14 protein-coding genes and 1 pseudogene are annotated in these 18,877 nt (G+C 60.9%); 4 read left to right on the top strand and 11 right to left on the bottom strand.

Annotated features, from left to right (window positions below; genetic code table 11):
* Nucleotides 1–82: 82 nt before the first annotated feature.
* A pseudogene (locus tag QQL24_RS15085) lies at nt 83–1,540 on the top strand (DHA2 family efflux MFS transporter permease subunit); the annotation flags it as partial.
* Nucleotides 1,541–1,775: 235 nt separating this feature from the next.
* On the opposite strand, the gene QQL24_RS15080 reads toward QQL24_RS15085, so the two are convergent.
* Nucleotides 1,776–3,089: a glycoside hydrolase family 15 protein gene (locus QQL24_RS15080; RefSeq protein WP_284313064.1), complete on the bottom strand. Its 1,314-nt coding sequence runs from the start codon at nt 3,087–3,089 to the stop codon at nt 1,776–1,778.
* Between the two features lie 149 nt (nt 3,090–3,238).
* Between QQL24_RS15080 and QQL24_RS15075 the strand changes: the two genes are divergently transcribed.
* Together QQL24_RS15075 and QQL24_RS15070 are read left to right on the top strand one after the other, a co-directional pair.
* The gene (locus QQL24_RS15075; RefSeq protein WP_284313063.1) at nt 3,239–5,368 is read left to right on the top strand and encodes a glycoside hydrolase family 3 N-terminal domain-containing protein; all 2,130 of its coding nucleotides are present in this window, start codon (nt 3,239–3,241) and stop codon (nt 5,366–5,368) included.
* Nucleotides 5,369–5,604: 236 nt separating this feature from the next.
* Nucleotides 5,605–6,213 carry a hypothetical protein gene (locus QQL24_RS15070; protein ID WP_284313062.1) on the top strand — a complete coding sequence of 203 codons (609 nt, stop codon included), beginning with the start codon at nt 5,605–5,607 and terminating at the stop codon, nt 6,211–6,213.
* A 15-nt stretch (nt 6,214–6,228) separates the two neighbouring features.
* Here QQL24_RS15070 and QQL24_RS15065 read toward each other — a convergent pair whose 3' ends face one another.
* Both QQL24_RS15065 and opgC read right to left on the bottom strand, forming a co-directional pair.
* A complete protein-coding gene (locus QQL24_RS15065) occupies nt 6,229–6,711 on the bottom strand; it encodes a GNAT family N-acetyltransferase (RefSeq protein WP_284313060.1) in 483 nt (160 codons plus the stop codon).
* A gap of 16 nt (nt 6,712–6,727) precedes the next feature.
* Entirely contained in the window at nt 6,728–8,227 is a 1,500-nt protein-coding gene (gene opgC, locus QQL24_RS15060; RefSeq protein WP_284313059.1) for an OpgC domain-containing protein, read from the bottom strand.
* Nucleotides 8,228–8,691: 464 nt separating this feature from the next.
* Between opgC and QQL24_RS15055 the strand changes: the two genes are divergently transcribed.
* The gene (locus QQL24_RS15055; protein WP_284313058.1) at nt 8,692–9,774 is read left to right on the top strand and encodes an alpha/beta hydrolase; all 1,083 of its coding nucleotides are present in this window, start codon (nt 8,692–8,694) and stop codon (nt 9,772–9,774) included.
* 111 nt (nt 9,775–9,885) lie between these two features.
* Here QQL24_RS15055 and QQL24_RS15050 read toward each other — a convergent pair whose 3' ends face one another.
* The 8 genes from QQL24_RS15050 to QQL24_RS15015 all read right to left on the bottom strand — a co-directional run bounded on the left by QQL24_RS15050 (nt 9,886) and on the right by QQL24_RS15015 (nt 18,788).
* Nucleotides 9,886–10,671, bottom strand: a complete 786-nt coding sequence (locus QQL24_RS15050) for an SDR family NAD(P)-dependent oxidoreductase (RefSeq protein ID WP_284313057.1) — start codon at nt 10,669–10,671, stop codon at nt 9,886–9,888.
* A 282-nt stretch (nt 10,672–10,953) separates the two neighbouring features.
* The gene (locus tag QQL24_RS15045) at nt 10,954–11,454 is read right to left on the bottom strand and encodes a DUF2721 domain-containing protein (RefSeq protein ID WP_284313056.1); all 501 of its coding nucleotides are present in this window, start codon (nt 11,452–11,454) and stop codon (nt 10,954–10,956) included.
* A 227-nt stretch (nt 11,455–11,681) separates the two neighbouring features.
* Complete coding sequence (locus tag QQL24_RS15040) at nt 11,682–12,563, bottom strand: carbohydrate ABC transporter permease (RefSeq protein WP_284313055.1); 882 nt, start codon at nt 12,561–12,563, stop codon at nt 11,682–11,684.
* A gap of 2 nt (nt 12,564–12,565) precedes the next feature.
* Nucleotides 12,566–13,516: a carbohydrate ABC transporter permease gene (locus QQL24_RS15035; RefSeq protein WP_284313054.1), complete on the bottom strand. Its 951-nt coding sequence runs from the start codon at nt 13,514–13,516 to the stop codon at nt 12,566–12,568.
* Between the two features lie 64 nt (nt 13,517–13,580).
* Nucleotides 13,581–14,834 carry an ABC transporter substrate-binding protein gene (locus QQL24_RS15030; RefSeq protein WP_284313053.1) on the bottom strand — a complete coding sequence of 418 codons (1,254 nt, stop codon included), beginning with the start codon at nt 14,832–14,834 and terminating at the stop codon, nt 13,581–13,583.
* 33 nt (nt 14,835–14,867) lie between these two features.
* The gene (locus QQL24_RS15025) at nt 14,868–15,983 is read right to left on the bottom strand and encodes an ABC transporter ATP-binding protein (protein ID WP_284313052.1); all 1,116 of its coding nucleotides are present in this window, start codon (nt 15,981–15,983) and stop codon (nt 14,868–14,870) included.
* 432 nt (nt 15,984–16,415) lie between these two features.
* Entirely contained in the window at nt 16,416–17,618 is a 1,203-nt protein-coding gene (locus QQL24_RS15020; RefSeq protein ID WP_284313051.1) for an ROK family transcriptional regulator, read from the bottom strand.
* A gap of 60 nt (nt 17,619–17,678) precedes the next feature.
* Nucleotides 17,679–18,788: a fatty acid desaturase family protein gene (locus tag QQL24_RS15015; protein ID WP_284313050.1), complete on the bottom strand. Its 1,110-nt coding sequence runs from the start codon at nt 18,786–18,788 to the stop codon at nt 17,679–17,681.
* Nucleotides 18,789–18,877 lie beyond the last annotated feature (89 nt).

Genomic DNA, 18,877 nt, shown 5'->3' with positions numbered 1-18,877 from the left:
CGCCTCGCGCATCCATGACATTTTACAGTAGGTTTTACGGACAAACCCTTTTTCTAAAAGATCTTTTCAAGGACAGCCCGCCATGAGTGCGTCCGCTACCGCCGCCCCCGGCAGGGCGCCGCTCGCGATCCCCGCCTTTGTGCCGGTCGCCAATCGCGGCGCCATCACGGCCTGCGTCATCCTCGCGGTGATCATGCAGGCGCTGGACACCACAATCGCCAATGTCGCCCTGCCCCATATCCAGGGCGACGTCGCTGCCAGCGCCGACCAGATCAACTGGGTGCTGACCTCCTATATCGTCGCCGCCGCGATCATGACGCCGCCATCGGGCTTCCTGGCCGCCCGGTTCGGACGCAAGCGCGTGCTGCTGTCGGCCATCATCGGCTTCGTGGTCGCCTCCATGCTCTGCGGCATGGCGCAGTCGCTCAACCAGATCGTTGGCTTCCGCCTGCTGCAAGGCTTCTTCGGTGCCTCGCTGGTGCCGCTGTCGCAATCGATCCTGCTCGACATCTACGCGCCCGAGGAACGCGGCTCGGCCATGGCGCTGTTCGGCGTCTCGGTCATGGTCGGACCGGTGCTCGGCCCCGTGATTGGCGGCTGGCTCACCGACAATATTTCCTGGCGCTGGGTGTTCTACATCAACCTGCCGATCGGCCTTGCCGCCATGCTGGGCGTGATGGCCTTCGTGACCGAGACCAAGAGCAACATGCTCGCCAGGCTCGACTGGCTCGGCTTCGGCATGCTCTCGGTCGCCATCGCCGCCTTGCAGATGTTCCTCGACCGCGGCGAGCAGAAGGACTGGTTCTCATCGGGTGAGATCCAGATCGAGGCGCTGATCGCCGCCTGCGCCTTTTATATCTTCCTGGTGCACACCTTCACGGGCGAGAACACCTTCGTCAAACCGCGCCTGTTCCTCGACCGCAACTTCTCGGTCGGCATGCTCTTCATCTTCGTCGTAGGCGTGACCTATCTCGCCTCGATGGCGCTGATGACGCCCTATCTGCAGACGCTGATGGGCTATCCCGTCGTCACCGCCGGCCTGGTCATGGGCCCACGCGGCGTCGGCACCATGATCTGCATGTTCCTGATGGGCCGCCTGATCGGCAAGGTCGACACACGTATACTCTTGCTGATCGGCCTGGGGCTGACGGCCTGGGCCATGTACGACATGACGGCCTGGACGCCCGATGTGTCGCAGACCCGCATCGTCGTCACCGGCTTCGTGCAAGGCGCCGGCCTCGGCTTCCTGTTCGTGCCCTTGACCACCGTGACTTTCGAGACCCTCAACGCGTCGCTCCGCGGCGACGGCACCGGGCTCTACAATCTCTCGCGCAATATCGGCTCGAGCGTCGGCATCTCGGTGGTTTCGGCATTGCTGACCGAGAACACGCAGGTCAACCACGCCAACCTCGCCACCTATGTCACGCGCTACAACCCCGCCATGCGCGAAATGGCGTCGACCCACGCCATGCATCCCTTCTCGACCAGCGGCCTGACCGCAATCGACGGCATGATCACCCAGCAAGCGACCGTCATCGCCTTCATCGATGACTTCAAGCTGATGATGATCATGTCGCTGGCGGTGATGCCGCTGGTCTTCCTGCTGAAGAAAGCCAAGCAGGTGCCGAAGATGGACCACAGCGCAGTGATGGAGTAGTGCTGGGAGCGCGGACGTCTCGGGCAGAATCCCGGGTGCGCGGACGTCTCGTCCGCATCTTGAACTGCAACGGTTGCGGGAGGGGAAGATGCGGACGAGACGTCCGCGCACCCGGGAATTAAACTGCCGCCCGCGCCTCCACGGCGCTGATGAAGCCCGCATAGCTCCAGGCGAGATGCTTGGCCGAGGTGTGCTCGCCCGTCTTGCGGTCGAACTGCTCGGACATCTCGCCATCCTCCGGCGTAAAGGCTCGGATGGTTTCGAGATAGCCATCGCCCCGGGCCTTGAGACGGGCGGCGGCTTCGGGATCCTCGGCCTTCAGCACGGCGGCGCGCAGATAGCAGAACTCGGCCGCGGCGTGGGTGGAGAAATAATAGGCACCCCCCGAGTAATACTCGTCGCCCCGGTAGCGACCGAGCGCCGGGCCGCGCCGCGCCGGCCTGTCATGATTGATGTCGTAGTCGGCCTCGAAGATGGCATCGAGCGCGTCGAGCGTCCTCTCCACCTTGGCATCGGCCGGCGAATGCGCGGGCGAGGCATCGGCGGCGTGGATGGCGGCGAGGATCACGGCGATGTCGAGATCCTTCGGCGTCGGCTTGCCGTCCTCGGTGAGGCGGGAGCGGTAATAACCGGGCTCGTGCTGCCAGTAATGGTCAAGCCGCCCACGGATATCGAGGGCCGCCGCGCGGGCCTGGTGCGCCGCCTCCGGATCGCCCTGCCCCGCCAGCCAGGCCGCCCCTTCTTCCAGCGCGGCGCATTGGAGGCGCAGCGTATAGTAGTGATGCGCCTTCTCCTCTTCCCAGATGTCGTAGCTTGGCTCGCGCCAATGGGCGAGCACGAAGCGGATATCCTCATCCAGCAGTTCGGAAACGGCATCGTCTTTCAGGCCGCCGAACGGGCCGCGGCTCCTGGCCCAGCGCAGCACCGTCAGCACGCGCGCGGCAATGCCGTCATATTGCGGCCGGTTCCAGCGCGAGATGTCGAGCGAACCATCGGGATTGACGCGGGTCTCGCCCCGCACCGATACGGCGGCGAGGTCATGGTCCTCGCGCACGAACTGCCGGAAATCCTCGGCAACGCCGTCGCGCCAGCTCTTGTCATCGACGAGATCGGCGCCGCGCAGCTCGTTCAGGTTGAGGCTGAAATTCACGAAATCGCAGAAATGCTCGCTGGCCTCCTCGGTCTCCACCAGCCTGAGCGCATCCATCACCACGGCCGAATCACGGTACCAGTGGAAGAAATAATCGGGGTCGGGATCGTAGGAGGCGGGCACGGGCGAAGCCACCACAGAGCCTCTCGCCGGCACGACGGTCTGGCCGAAGCCGGGGCGCGGCTTGGTGATACCAGTCGCAGAAATGCTGCGCAGCATATTGGCGACGGCGATGGGATATTGCCGCTCGATCCAGCGCTCCAGGCTTTCTGTCTCGCTCATCGCGTCTCTCCGATTCAGGCTGGCTGCAGGATTATCGCAAGCGTGACTTGAACAGAAGACATGAGGCGTTATGCAGGAAGAAGAGTTTCGTTCCCGCGGCCGCAGGCGGAGCGCCTGCGGTCCCAGGAACCAACGCGCAAGGACAACCCATGAGCCGGATCGATACTCTTCTTGCCAAGATGACGCTGCGCGAAAAGCTTGGCCAGCTCAACATGGTCGCCTCCGGCTATGCGGTGACCGGCCCCTTGCTCGGCGGCGATTCGCCCGATGCCATCCGCTCCGGCGATATCGGCAACCTGCTCAACATGGTAGGCCCCGAACATGTCAACGAGGTCCAGCGCATCGCCGTGGAGGAATCGCGCCTGGGCATCCCGTTGTTGCTCGGCTTCGACATCATCCACGGACACAAGACCGCCTTCCCGGTGCCGCTGGCGGAGGCGGCGATGTTCGACCCCGTGGCCTGGGCCCGCACGGCGCGCGTCGCCGCAGTCGAGGCCTGGAATGACGGCGTGGCGCTGACCTTCGCGCCCATGCTCGACGTCTCCAGGGATTTCCGCTGGGGCCGCATCATCGAGAGCGCGGGCGAGGATCCCTGGCTCAACCAGCAGATGGCGACCGCCAAGATCAAGGGCTTCCAGGGCTCCGACCTCTCGACCGTTGGGTCGCTCGCTGCCACCGCCAAGCATTTCTGTGCCTATGGCGCCGTGCTGGCCGGGCGCGAATATGCCAGCGTGGACGTCTCCGAGCGCAGCCTCCACGAAATCTACCTGCCGCCCTTCGAAGCGGCGGTGCAGGCCGGCGTCGCCGCCATCATGCCTGCCTTCACCAGCTTCGACGGCATTCCCATGACCGTGCATGAGCCCCTGCTCAAGGACTATCTGCGCGGCAAGCTCGGCTTCGACGGTGTCATCATCAGCGACTACAACGCCGTTGCCGAACTGCTCCACCACGGCGTGGCAGCCGATCTTGCCGAAGCCGCGGCTCTCGCCATCCGGGCCGGCGTCGACATCGACATGGTCTCGAACGCCTATCGCAACCATCTGCCGGAAGCGCTCTCGCGTGGCCTGGTCACCATGGACGAGATCGACGCCTGCGTGCGCCGGGTGCTGGTGCTGAAGGAAAGGCTCGGCCTGTTCGATGCGCCCTATCGGCGCGGCGCCGCCCCGCTGGCAGCCTTGGCCGGCAAGATCGACCACCATGAGGTGGCCCGCGATGCGGCGCGCAAATCCTGCGTGCTGCTCACCAATTACAACGACGCGCTGCCGCTCGCTGCCCATGAGCGCGTCGCATTGATCGGCCCGCTCGCCGAAGCGCAGGCCGACATGCGCGGTCCCTGGGGCGGCGCGTCGGTGGCCGAGGACAGCATCACCGTGCTGAAAGGCCTCAGCGAAGCGGTGGGCAGCGTCAGCCATGCCGCCGGCGTCAGCATCGACGGCAATGACACCTCCGGCATCGCAGCCGCCGTCGAGACGGCACGGGGCGCGGATACCATCGTGCTCTGTCTCGGCGAATCCGCGCCGATGAGCGGCGAGGCCGCAAGCCGCGCCCATCCGGACCTGCCGGGCAAGCAGCGTGAGCTTGCCGAGGCGATCCTGGCCCTGGACAAGAAGGTCATCGTCGTGCTCTTTGCCGGCCGTCCTCTCGCCGTGCCCTGGCTCTTCCCCAAGGCCTCGGCCGTGCTGATGGCCTGGTTTCCGGGCGAACAGGCGGGCCCTGCGCTCGCTGACCTGTTGACCGGCAAGGTCTCCCCCTCGGGACGCCTGCCAGTGAGCTGGCCGAATGCCGTGGGCCAGGCGCCGCTCTTCTATTCGCAATATCCCTCGGGCCGCCCCTTCAATCCGAACGATCACTACACCTCGAAATATATCGACGCGCCCAATGCGCCGGACTTCCCGTTCGGCCATGGCCTGACATATGGGGAGTTCGCGCTGTCGAGGCTGGCGGTGAGCAAGCCGGTCTTCGGCCCCACCGACACGATCGAGGTGACCGTAACAGTGACGAATACGGGCAAGGCCAAAGCGGAGGAGACCGTCTTCCTCTTCACTCACGACCTCGTCGCCAGCGTCTCCCGCCCTTTGCTCGAGTTGAAGGGTTTCAGCAGGATTACGCTCGATCCCGGCTCGAGCGGCACGGTCACCATCCCCCTGCCCGCCCAGGATCTCACCTTCCACGGCAAGGATCTCAAGCCCATGCTGGAAGCCGGCGATTTCGAGATCAAGGTTGGCTCCAGCGCACGGCGCAGCCAGATGCTGAACACCAGGGTGAAGCTGAAGCTCTAGGCTCGGCCCCCGGCAATAGCGATTGCGCCAGCCCAGACGGGGTGGCGTGCCTGGCTGTCCGGAGCGAAGCTTGGACGGAGCCAATTCTGTGTCTCTTTCGACACATCCCCATTTCGCGTTATACTCCGAAAATCGAAAAGTGGTGTTTACAGTACACATTTTCGTGACATGAATGGGAGGCCATAAAAAAACCGGCGCCACAATTCGGCCGGGGCCATCCAGTCACGGGAACCACCATGCGCTATCTGCCCGCCACCCTTGCGCTCGCCGCTTTGCTGGCCGCGTCATCCCTCGCCTATGCCGATTGCACCGCGGATTTCGCCGCGGTGATGCAGGCCTATCACGACGCCGGTCCTCGCAAGGTGGAGACCGAGCTCACATTCACCACCAGCAGGCCCGGCGAATCCAGCACTCGCACCAGCATCGCGAAGATCGTTCTGCCGGACGCACTGGACCTGCACAGCGAAGACAGCGGCAACCGCAATCAGCGCGATGCCATCCTAGTCGGCGGCAAGGGCTTCGCCAAGGTCGACGGCGGCTGGACGGCCCTGCCTGACGAGGCCATCGGAGAACTGCACACGCTCTTTCTTGCCGATGGCTTCATGGGCGAGGAGCCCAAGAACATCCAATGCCTGGGCGGCAAGAAACTGGGGCACAAGCCGGTGAGCGTCTACAGCTTCGAAATCCCCGGTTCACCGAAAGTCATGACGGTGACGTTCTATGTCGATCCCGCGACCAAACGCCCCCTCAAGGCCAGCGGAATGGCGGCGATGCAGGCCGGCGGCGAGGACATGAAGATCAGTTACACCTATGACCCGAAGATCAAGGTCCTGGCGCCGAACTGACGACGTTCCGGGCTTTCAGCGCAGGCGCTTCGTCATGTAGACCCGCTTCAACCCTTTCTCCTCGCCCCGGTGTGTCTCGACATAGCCGATCCGGGAATAAAGGCTGATATTCTCGGTCATCGCCTCATTCGTGTAGAGCCGGATAGCGGAATAGCCGGCATCGAGTGCGGTCTGTTCAGCCCATTGCAAGAGCGCCCGGCCGACACCGGAGCCTCGATGCGCGGGATCGACGGCCACATTGTCGAGGAGCATGGCGTCCGGTTCGGGAAGAAGAACGAGTAGGCCGAGGATCTGCCCTCCCTCCCCGATCACATGCACCCGGCCGGCGCGGATGAGCGCGTCGTAGTCATCGCCCATCGATCCGGGTTCGCGGCCGATGCGGGCCACGTAGTGCGAATAGGCAGCCCGGACCAGGACCCGGACGGCGGCACTGTCAGCAGGCGTGGCGAGACGGATCTCGTGGCTCCGATTCTTCTGGCTCCGGTTCTTCTGGCTCACGAGGCGACAGGTCCGCTCAACCCCGCACCATCACCGGGCCGCCCGCAGCCTTCTCGGCTTCGCTGAACCTGGCGGCGGCATAGAAGAAGCTGACGCCGCCGACCAGCAGGGCCACCTGGACCCACAGCGCATTATGCCCCGTCAGCAGCAACACCTGCCCGAAGGCCGCCACCAGCGACAACAGGAAGAACACCAGCAGGCTGTGGCGGCCCAGCACGATCAGCGGCTGCAGGATGCGCAGCGAGGCCAGCTTCGGCGAGATGCCGAGGCAGTAGATGAAGTAGGCCAGGCCCAGGAAGTGGGTCAGGCGGCCAAGGCCGAGATTGGTCTTGTCGAGGTCCAGCCAGTTATAGACCGCATCGCGCACGCCGAAGGAGAGCCCGAAGCCGTTAGTGACGACGAAGGCACCGGCGAACACGATCACGCTTGCCAGGATGAACAACGGCTTGGAGCGCACCAGCCGGTTCCGCTGCATGGCAAGGCCGGCGGCAATGCCGATCGCCATGATGAACTGCCAGGCGAAGGGATTGAAGAACCAGCCGCCGGGAATCGGCCAGTTGGGCAGGTTCCAGCCATAGAACCGGGTCAGCGCATAGAGCAGGGCCGAGGCCGCGAGCATCAGGCCGATATGGATGCGGGCCAGGTAGAACAGGCCCGGCACTACCACGATCAGGGCGATATAGAGCGGCAGGATGTTGAAATAGCCGAGCTGATGGCCGAGCGAGATGATGCCGAACAGGAAGGTGTTGGCGTCCTTCACGAACAGGTCGCGCCCATGCATGGCCATCAGCCCGGGCGCATGCCAGGCAATGGCGCCGGCCGCAAAGATGGCGATGCCGGCAAGTGACAGCAGAAGATGCACGCCGTAGAGCTTCACCGCCCGCTTGATCAAGGTGAGCGAGACGTCCCACTCCTTGCCGCCATTGAACTTGCGCCCATAGGCAAGCGCCATGGCAACGCCGGACATGAATACGAAGGCCTCGGCCGAATCGGACAGGCCGATATTGCGGAAGGTGATTGCCTCGAAAACGTTCCCCGGCATGTGGTTGATGAAGATCGTGCACAGCACGAAGCCACGCCACATATCCACCGAGACGGCCCGCTGCTTGGGCCTAGCCGCCTCCGATGCGCCCAGGGCCTGTTGCGAGGCCCTGTGTCTGACATCCGAGACATGCTGGACGAGGAGGCGCACGCCCTCACAGGCGCCGAAAATCACCACCGAGCTCAGGGCATAGAGCGCCAGTGCCGGCAGTTGTGCCGGCGAGAACCACAGGGTGTAGATCGGCTCGATGAAGAAATAGGTGGCGATGAACACCGTCAGCAGGATAGCGAACAGGCCCACGCCGAAGCCGAAGAAGATTTCAGCCAGCGCCACCGCCGGCAGGAACAGGAAATAGGAATAGCCGTGCCAGTGCAGCGGCCCTCTCAGCAGGCAGAATGGCGTAACGAGCAGGATCGTCAGCAGGAAGGGACGAAGGGATCTGGCGAACTGGGAAGGACCAAGTTGAATATTCATGAAATATGCCTTCCACTTCCTGACTTAACGCCACAGCATTGAAGCCGGGCTATAGAGGCTTCCGATGGAGGAAGCCTGAAACCGGTGCCCCGTTTGTGTCCTTCTTACCGGAACACATGTGACCCGACTGGGAAACACTTCGCCGAGTCCTGGAGCTTGCACATATGGTGATGCCCCCATCCTGTACGGGGGATGAACGAAATTAGAGGTGAAAAGTTGCACGGCGCGACGACGCTACTGTTGCTCCCTCGCAACGCCGGCAAAAAAAGTAAGAATAAAAGCTTTGTTAACCGAAATTCTGCCCTTACCCTTCTAATTTGTGACACAAGTTCGCGCCACTAAGGGGCGATCAATTTGAAGTGAGATGCGATGTCGCCGCGCCGGGGCCCCTTCGGGTTTCGTGGCCCGAATTCTGCATGATTTTATCTGATCGCGCACCGAACAACTCGAGCTCTGGATACGGTATGCCCTGGCCTGCTCTTGCAAATTCATCCCGGCTTTTCCGCGCTCTTCCGCGCCTGCTGCTCGGCGCGATGCTGGGATTGACCGCGCTTTGCCTGGTTGCGAAGGCGAGCACGCTTGAGGAAATGTCCTTTCCGAGCAAGACCTTGGGCCGCTCTCTGACGGTATCGGTCTATCGTCCCGATCTTCCGGCCCCGCCCGATGGCTGGCCGGTGCTCTATCTCCTGCACGGCCTCGACGGCAACAACCGCGACTGGTCGGCCCTCGCCAACATCAAGTCGACGCTCGACGGCATGATCAAGTCGGGCCGCATCCACCCCATGCTGGTGGTGATGCCCTCGGCCGGGAATAGCTGGTATGTCGATTCCGCAGATGTGAAGGGCCCGGGCAATTACGAGACGGCGCTGCTGAGCGACCTGCCCAACGCCTTCGAGAAGCGCTTCGCCCCGCATTGCCAGCGCAGCTCGCGGGCGATTGCCGGCATTTCGATGGGTGGCTTCGGCGCTTTGCGATTCGCGTTCAAGCGGCCCGACCGCTATGTCGCCGTCGCCAGCCTGTCCGGCGCCATCTGGCAGAACATTCCCACCTCGCAGGCGCATGATCCCTGGGCCGGCTCGACCGGCACCTATTTCAACCGCGTCGACCAGGCGACCGTGATCGGCGGCATCGACCTGCCGCCTGAAGGCGCCCATTTCGGCAGCGCCTTCGGCACGCCCTTCGATGCCCGTCGCTTCAACGATGCGAATGTCTTCACCCTGCTCGCCAGGCAGATCCAGGCCGGCACGCAGCTTCCCGCCATCTTCCTCACCGTCGGCGACAATGATAGCCACAATCTCTGGCGAGGCTCGATGGCGCTCTATGAGACGCTGATGGCCGACAAGGTGAAGATCGAGTTCCGCGTTACCGACGGCGACCACACCTGGTCGCTCTGGCGCCGTACCATCGAGGACGCGCTGGAGTTCGTCAGCTCGAAATTCGTGTCGCCCGATGCCACGCCGCTGGTCGCTTCTTCGCCCGCCTTGCCGAGCGCCAATGCCGCGGCGCCCAATCCGAAGATGGCCGGCGGCGAGACGATCGTGAAGTAGGGAGCTGTCATCCCGGACAAGCCGGATCGCAACGCGATGCGGCGCAGATTCGGGACCGGCGGCAGGATGAGCCTTATTTCTCACGGTCCCGCGGTCATGGCAGCGCTCCCCCTATTCCGGCAGGACGATGCCGAGCTTGGCCATCACGCCGCCATCGACCTTGAAGTCGGCGCCCGTGATGAAGCGGGCCTTGTCGCTGGCGAGGAAGGCCACCATCTCGGCGATCTCCCAGGGCTGGCCGACACGGCCGAGCGGATGGCCCTTGCCCCAGGCAGCGAGCGTCGCTTCAGCCGTGGAATTGCCCTTGTGGATGTCTGCCGCCAAGCGCAGCATCGGGGTGTCGACCGAAGCGGGGCAGACCGCGTTCACGGTGATGTTGTCGGCGGCATGGTCGAGCGACATGGCGCGCACCAGCGCGTTGATGCCGCCCTTGCTCGCCGTATAGGCGGCCACCGAGGATTGCGAGGCGTAGGACTGCACCGAGGACATGGCGATGATCGCGCCGCCGCCGCGCTTCCTGATCTCCGGCACGGCATATTTGGAGGCGAGGAAGACGCCCTTGAGATTGATGTCGAGCACGTCGTCCCAGACTTCTTCCGGCGTTTCCACGACGGTGCCATAGCGCTGGATACCGGCACAGCAGACCAGGATATCGACGCCGCCGAAGGCTTCCGCCGCCTTGGCCATCGCCGCCTGCATGTCGGCAGCCTTGCGTACATCGCCGACGAAGCCTTCAACATTGACGCCGAGGTCCTTGACGGCCGCCTCGGTGGAGGCCTTGTCATTGGCAACGATCAGCACCCTGGCGCCCCCCTTGGCAAAGCGGGTGGCGCAAGCCAACCCCATGCCGAGGCTGCCGCCGGTAACAACAACGGCTTTGCCGGCGAAATCGCTCATTGTTCCTCCACTCGAGGGTTCCCAGGGCAAAGCGCGTCTAAGCGTAAACACTGCCTTGCTCTAACTCTTTGTTTCGACGCGTCTTTGCGATTCTTGCCGATTCCGTCAAATCGGAAAACGCCTTAGCAGCCGCGCTCCACACGCAGGGGCCGCTGGCGTCAAGGGCATCTCTACCATCCGGGACGAGAAGGGCGGCGCTGGTGATCTGTTTCGCCCTGTATTCGGGACGACGCGAGTAGGCCCTCGATCGTTGCACACCGGCCGGCCGGCGGTGTCTGTTTCTCAGCTCTCTTCCATCGTCTCTTCCATCCTCTCTTCCGCCCTCTCGTCCGCCTGCCTCTCTGCCTTTTCCGCCCTCGCGCGGAGGCCGATGGTCGTTACCAGGACCTCGGCCATGAAGGCCATGAGGGCGACAAAGATACAAATGACGGCGAGACCGAACAGCGTGTAGAGCACGGCCCCCGATCCCGCCTCCCGCAGGGTGCCGATGAAGAGGGTCAGGGTTGCCGCGCAGGTCATGGCCCCGGCCATCGCCCCCATGCCGACGGCGACTTCGAGGATGCGCAGGCGCCGGCGCAAATAGGTGAGTTGCGCCGTCAGCTTAGCGGAGTTCCCGCCCGTCTCGAGCGCGCCCGTAACGATATGAAGCCGGTCGGCCACCCTTGCCAGACGATTGGAGAACACGCCCAGCAGGGCCGCGATGCCCGAGAGGAGGAAGACCGGAGTCAGCGCGATCTGAATGATGTGAACGACACTGGCGGCTTCAAAAGGCTCGTTGATCATCAGACCCGGATCTCCGTTCGCACTGCGCAGGGGCGCGTGCACGAGTGCAGATTACGACGCCTTGCCGGCCCCTCTACAGCCCACTGGCTCGAATATGTGGACCGGGCCGAGGCACTTCTGCAAGAGCTGCTGACAGTTGAAAATGGCGCCGTTGTTGCGCCAAGCTGACCCGCACTTGGCATCGCCCTGCAGTACACAGGGCGGGCGGGTGACAACGGCGGGGAAGGTTAAACCTTGAGGCCTTCCATGAAGTGTCGCCTCAGGAATGCAAAAGCAGCAAGAGGGGGGATGCTGGCGAGAAGACTCGCCGCCAGGGCCACGTTGGGACCGTAGGCAGCATAATTGCCCTGGAAGACCTGCAGGGCATTCATGATCGAACGAATTTCCGGCCGGTTTCCCAAAACCATCGAAAACAGCAGGTCATTCCAGATCCACGTGAATTGGAGAAGGAACAATGCAACGAGCGAGCCCGAACAGTTCGGCAGGATGATGGACCAGAAGATCCGGAATTCCTGCGCGCCGTCCATGCGCGCGGCCTCATCGACCTCTCGTGAGATCTGAGACATATGGCTTCTCAGGACCAGCGCCGGGAATGGCACGCATATCGCGGTGTAGAGCAGCAACATACCCCAACGCGTATTGAGTATGCCGGCATGCTGATATCCGAAAAACAAGGGAATGAGATACATCTGAAAGGGAAATATGGTTCCCAGAAAAATCAGCATGAACCAGAAGTTCTTGCCGCCAAAATTGAGCCTGGCAAGCGCAAAGGCTGCCATTGCGGCAAAGAAGACAGCCAATCCGGCGCCCACGACACCGTAAAGCGCACTGTTGAAAAATGCGCTTGCCATGTTCGCCTGGGTCCAGGCCTGCTCGAGATTGCTCCAGATTGGGCTCACGCCTTCAGGCAAGCTCAGAGCATCGTTGTGAGCATACTCCTCGGTGGTCTTGAAGATCGATATTGCAAGGTAGTAGAACGGCGCCAACCAGGCGAGCGCGCATATAAAGGCGAATACGAAAACCGCGCGACGGCCCATTCCGGTGCGGCGGACAGGAGGCTTACGGATGAGTGCCTCTTCGAACGGCGTGTTCTCGATCGCATCAGCCATGATCAACCACGCAATCTCTCTGCACGCGCCTGAAGCAGTGCCTGCACCCATGTAACGGCGATCGATATCGCTCCAAGAAACACGGCGATCGCGGCGGCATAGGCCCACGAGCCCTTATTGAAGCCGACAAAATACATATAGACCGACAGCGACAACGTCCTCTGGCCGGGATAGCTGATGCCCATGACCCACAACAGGTCGAAGGCGCCAAATCCGGCCAGGATGGAGAGCATCGAAACCACGAGCAGCGTCGGCGTCAGGAGCGGAAGCACGATGTACTGCAGCACCTGCCGGTTGCTGGCTCCGTCCATTCTGGCTGCTTCAATGGGATCTGTCGGAATTGCCGCCAGGCCGAGCAAGAGCAACACCATCACGAGCCCGACATTCTGCCAAACATAGGTGGCGATGATTGAGGGCATCGTCGTCTGGTCCGTATACAACCAGCCGGTGTCGACCGGATGGCCGCTGATCAGGCTGAGCACGGAATTGAGCACGCCGTGCGGCGCATAAACGTAGAACCAAATGACACCGATCGAGGTGGGTGCCAGCACTCTCGGCAAAAAGATGATGTTCTTGAACGTGCCTTCCATCGGAATGCCACGCAGCATGAGCGCGAGCACGAGCCCGAGGCCGACGGGAATGATGAGCGAGGCGGTAACCCACACGACTGTCGAGGTAAAAGCCGTTTCGAATTGCGGATGGTTGAGCAGAAGCTGGTAATTGTCGAGCCCGCCGAACTGATCGAGGCCCTTGAATCGCTCCCAGCGCGTGAAGCTCAAGTAAATATTGAAGGCTATGGGCAAGAGCAGGACGATGCTGGTGAGCAATACCGCCGGTGCCATGAAGAACAAAGCGATCCGGAAGTTGCGCCTGCGCACCGCACGTTCGGAGCGCTGCAGGTTTGCATAGCCCAGCTTCTCGATGATGGCTCGATCGTCGTCCGCGGATGCCATATTTTGCCCGTGCAAGCTGTTGGGAGGCGAGCCAGAAGACAGCCCGCCTCACATCAATCGGATGCTATTTCTTATGCGAGGCCCAATATTGCTTATGGAGAGCCTCGATATCGCTCATGACCTTGTCAGCCGTCGCCGGGGTTGGGCTGAGCATGAAGGAATTGAGCGCGGCCACCGACTCGCCCTGGAGCTCGGCCGGTACGGCCTCCCACCAGCGGGGATAGAGTTGCGTCGCCTTGTCCGAGGCGATCGCGTCGCTCACTTTCGATACCACGGCATTGGGAGGCGTCGCTTTGACGTTGCCCATGAAGTTTCCTGAAACCTCGCCCCACTTCGCCGCGGCGTCCGTGGATATCCAGCACTTGAGGGCGGTCATGACATCCGGCTTCCCTTTGCCGGCCACGGAGACCACCAGAGGCGAGGCCTCAAAAATCAGGCCAGGTCCGGCCGCCGGATCCACGTCCGGCGTAACGAAGCCGTCGAGATCCTTGCCGATTTTCATGCCGGAATCCTTCATGAGGCCCATGGCCCACTCGCCCATCAGGTCCATCGCGCCCTTGCCCGCGGCAAAGTCCTGAATTTCCTGGTTCGACCGAGGATCGGTGAAATAGCCCTTGGCGAACATGTCACCCCAGATCTGGAAGACCTTCCGAACCTCCGGGCCATCATAATGGGTCGTGCCGTCGAACAGACCGAGATAGGCCTTCGGATTGGTGCGGATCATCAGCTCTTCGAACCATATGAAGCCGCGCCAGCCATCTTGAGTGGTGGTCACGAAGGGCGTGATGCCTGCTTTCTTCAGCTTGTCGGCGTCACCCATCAGCTCGTCCCAGCTCTTGGGCGCGGCTGTGATCCCGGCCTTCTGGAAGAGTTCCGGGTTGTAGAACATCACCCAGCGATTGAAGTGCAGCGGCACCGCATAATAGTGGCCATCGATCTTGAAGGGCGCGCCGGACTCTTCCTTGAAATCGCCGCTCTTGAGCATGTCGGCCCAGACATCATCTAACTGGGCGATCTGGCCGGTGGCGACGAGATCGTCCCGAAATGTGGCGCCGCTCCACCAGGTAAACATATCCGGCGTGCTTCCGGACGCGATGGACGATTGAATGAAGGCCTTGTACTGGTCGGGCGGCGAATAGGCTTGCTGGACAATCTTGACGCCTGTCTTGGTGCCGCAAAGGTCGCCCACGGCCTGAAGCTGGGGTGACCAGAAGTTTTTATCGTGATTGAGGATCACATCTCCCGCATATGCATCGCCAACACCCGTTACTGTAACAGCTGCTGCAACCAACAGGGCCTTGTATAAGCTACGCTTCATGTCTGCTTCCTCCCGTTAAGTTCTTGTTTGCGTTTAGGTTACCTGTACCGCTGACGTCGATAGCGCATTGCCGCTCGCCGCATCGAAAAGGTGGACGCGGCCGATATTGATGCGGAAAGTCAATGTCTCGTCGGGCGACACCTCCCGCGGTTGTTGCATGCGAGCGACGGCCTCCTTGCCCGCGATGGTGATGAACAGGAGCGTTTCGTTGCCCAGCATTTCAGTGAGGCTCACGGGGGCTCGCACTTCCAGCGCGTTCGTGGGCGGCAAGCCATGCCCATCCGGTACGATATCCTCGGGGCGTATCCCCAGGCTGACTGGCTGCCCGGCCTCCAGATCCGTGAAGCGCTCCGGCGAAAGTGGCACCTCGAGCGTCCCTGACTGAAAATAGGATGTGCCGGATTTCTTCTCGATGACACCGTCGATGAAGTTCATCGGCGGGGAGCCGATGAAGCCGGCCACGAAACGGTTGGCGGGACGTTCGAAAACCTCCAGCGGGCTGCCGATCTGCGCAATCCGTCCATCCCTCATGACGACAATGATATCCGCCAGCGTCATCGCCTCGACCTGGTCATGCGTCACATAGATCGTCGTGACCTTGAGGCGCCGCTGTAAGCGCTTGATCTCCAGGCGCATTTGGCTGCGAAGCTTGGCGTCGAGATTGCTGAGCGGCTCGTCAAAAAGGAACACTTCAGGCTCGCGTACCATCGCACGTCCCATCGCCACGCGCTGGCGTTGGCCACCCGACAGGTTTGCCGGTTTGCGGTCGAGCAGCATTTCCAGGCCGAGAATACGGGCGACGTCGTCGACCTTTTGTGCGATTTCCTTCTGCTTCAGGCCGGCGAGCCTCAGCGAAAAGCCGAGGTTTTTGCGAACGGTCATATGAGGGTAGAGAGCGTAGGACTGGAACACCATAGCCGTTCGCCTCTCGCGCGAGGGCAGGTCGTTGGCCAGCCGGCCACCGATCATCAATTCGCCATGCGAAATCGTCTCGAGGCCAGCTATCATCCGAAGCGTCGTGGTTTTTCCGCAGCCGCTTGGGCCGACCAAGACCACAAATGATTGATCCGGAATGTCGAGGCTTATGCCGCGGACACCGACATGGTTCCCATAAACCTTGTAAATCTCCCGCAGCGATACCGCCGACATTAGTTGAAGAACCCTCCCTATCTCGATCCAGCATTGCCTCTGTACGACCAAACGCAACTGCGAATAGAAAAGTATTCCACTATAATGCAGAATAACGCATAATTATTACAAAGAATTCACCATAAATACGAGCGCATTTCTTTAGAGATGCACTATTATATTTATATGTTAACATTTCATCCCTCTCCTCATTTAGGATGCCCCAGGTAATATGAGGCATTCATCTTAAATCTTCTTCTCTTTAATTACTTTAATATAGAAAGTAGCTTGGGTCAATATAGGGTGGGCCAATGGCAGGTACCGCGCCAAGGCCGTTACGGGAGCTTCACGACTAGAGCATTTTGCGATTTGACGGCATCGACAAGAATCGCAAAGACGCGTCGAAACAAAGAGTTAGAGCATTACAGCGTTTACGCTTAAACGCGCCTTGCCCTAGGGATGAAGCTCCGGCTCAAGCAGTGTTACTCGGGATAAATCGAAAGAATTGTGATGCGCGATTGTCGCCGCCCCGATCGCGCAGTCAAACCTTCCAAGTTGTGACATGCGGATCTCGGGCGCGGTGACGCCGAAAAGTACGCCTGAGGCTATCGCCGCTTTCAGAGCTTCAGCGCGATGCCGAAAAATCGGCAGCATTGGACCACCGAGAATGATTACGGATGGATTGAATGCGCTGACGATCGAAGTAAGGCCGATCGTAAGGCAGCGCTCCATCTCCGCGACAGCCTCCTGCGCTGCTGGTTCCCCCGCAGCGGCCCGAGCTGCAACGTGCCCCGGCAGACTGCCTAGATCGCCATCCGGAATTTTGTCGGGACCATAATAGCTGCGCGCCAGTGCCCTGAGGTTGGTACAGCTTTCCAGGCAGCCATTGTTGCCGCATGAGCAGCGATCGCCATTTGTCTTCACCTTCACATGCCCCAGCAACCCCGCCGTGCCGTGAGCGCCCCTGAAAAGACGATTGTTGATGATGGCAGCGCCGCCCACACCTGTGCCAAGCCACAAATAAAGCGTGCAGATACTCGAAATTGCTGGCTGCGTATAAACTTCTCCAAAAGCAGCCGCATGCGCGTCATTCTCAATATAACACGGCGTCTTGATCGCCTTATAAAGAAGTTGTGCAAACTGTACATCATTCCAGCCAGCGGCGGGAAAGTTTATGACCATTCCATCCCGCACGACGAGAGCCGGAAGAGTGACACCGACGCTCATAAGTTTCTTCTTGTAGCGATCATCTCGCAAAAGATCCTTGAAATAGGCGGCAATTACCTTCACGGCCGACTGAGGCGTATGCGCGGGGGCGATCGCCATCTCGGTCGAAGTCACGGTCATGGCTGCCAGATCAATCAGCGCGAAGCGAACAGCGTCGACGGCGATTTCAACACCCAGGAAATAGGCGCCTTCCGCGTTAATGGCGAGGCCGACACTTGGTCTCCCAAGTTCCTTGGGCCCCCTCGCTTGCACCGCCTCCGCTTCCTTGACCAATCCCCGCTCGACGAGACGACTTATGAGGCGTGTGATCGTGGCCGGCGTAAGAGACAATCGTCGCGCAATATCGGCGCGACTCGCGACGCCCCGATTTCGAAGCATCGTAAGAATGCTCAATTCGTTGACGTATTTCGCTAGCGTTTGATTGGCCATACTCGCTTCACTGTAGTCGGTTAAATGCCTCGGACCAGCCAGCTGAAATTTCTCGAGCCGCTATTCGGCAGCTCGTGGGAGGGAAGCTTCCGTGTGAAGATCCTCCCTATAGGGCTTGGCCGTTGCCGGCAGTTCGCGCTTGATGAAATAGTTTTCATTCCGCAGCTGTCGCAGAAGGGCAGGAACCATCTCACGATAACCGGCTATGATGGACGGGTTGGCAGGAGGGAGGTCGTGCTTGATCAAATCATGCAGCTTCGGCAGCGCATGATAGGGAACCATTGGAAACATATGATGCTCGACGTGATAGTTCATATTCCAATATATGAAACGACTGATCGGATTCATATGAACGGTGCGGGTATTCAGTCGGTGATCCGTGACGTTGTCGGCAAGGCCGCCATGCTGCAGAAGCCCGACCAACGTAATATGCCAAATTCCGTAGATACGAGGTCCACCGATCAAAACAAGTGGAAGCCATGTACGGTATAGGATGGCGGCAGCGACAGCAACGATATAGATAGCAAGGTGTACGCGCGCCACAAGCACGGCTTTTGGCCGCTCCGCTTCAGGCGTAAAGGCTTTCTCGTCTTGTGAAAGTACGCCGAAGGCGTTGCGGATAATCGCTCGACCGAGATCCCAAAGATCAACCAAACCCGCGAAATTCAAGAGGACGCGTGCAAGGTCCGGAGGACGCATGACCGCGATCTCTGCATCGCGTCCGACGATATAGGTATCGGTGTGATGACGGGTATGGCTCCACCGCCAGATGACCGGGTTGCGCATCTCCATGAAACTGGCGATCTGGTAGACAGCGTCATTCATCCACTGTGTCTTGAACGCCGTGCCATGACCACACTCATGCCACCGGGCGTCCGATCCGGACCCGTACAACACCCCGTATATGAGAAAGAAGGGGACGGCCCACCACGAGCCCCATAATGCGACCCCGACCGCGCCGCTGATCGCCATTGCACCCAGCCACAAGATGGTGTCCCGGAGCGCAGGTGAATCGGAGCGCTGCATCAGCTCCTTCATGACTTTTCGCGGTATCTCGGTATGGTACCACTCGGCCGACGCCAGGCCAGTCTCCACGGCCGAGCGCGTACTGGTGCCGTTCAAGCTGTAATCTCTTTGCAAGCGGTCGCTGCGTTCCGGTGAAAGGCTCATGCAGCCCTCCTGTTTTCCAAAGAGCCGCGATATAATATCTTTCCAAAAGAAAATATCAAGACGATTTCCCGCGCAGTCCTGGCTACCGC

Source organism: Labrys miyagiensis (assembly GCF_030160835.1).
Classification (GTDB): domain Bacteria; phylum Pseudomonadota; class Alphaproteobacteria; order Rhizobiales; family Labraceae; genus Labrys; species Labrys miyagiensis.
This window is presented reverse-complemented; position numbering and strand designations above follow the sequence as displayed.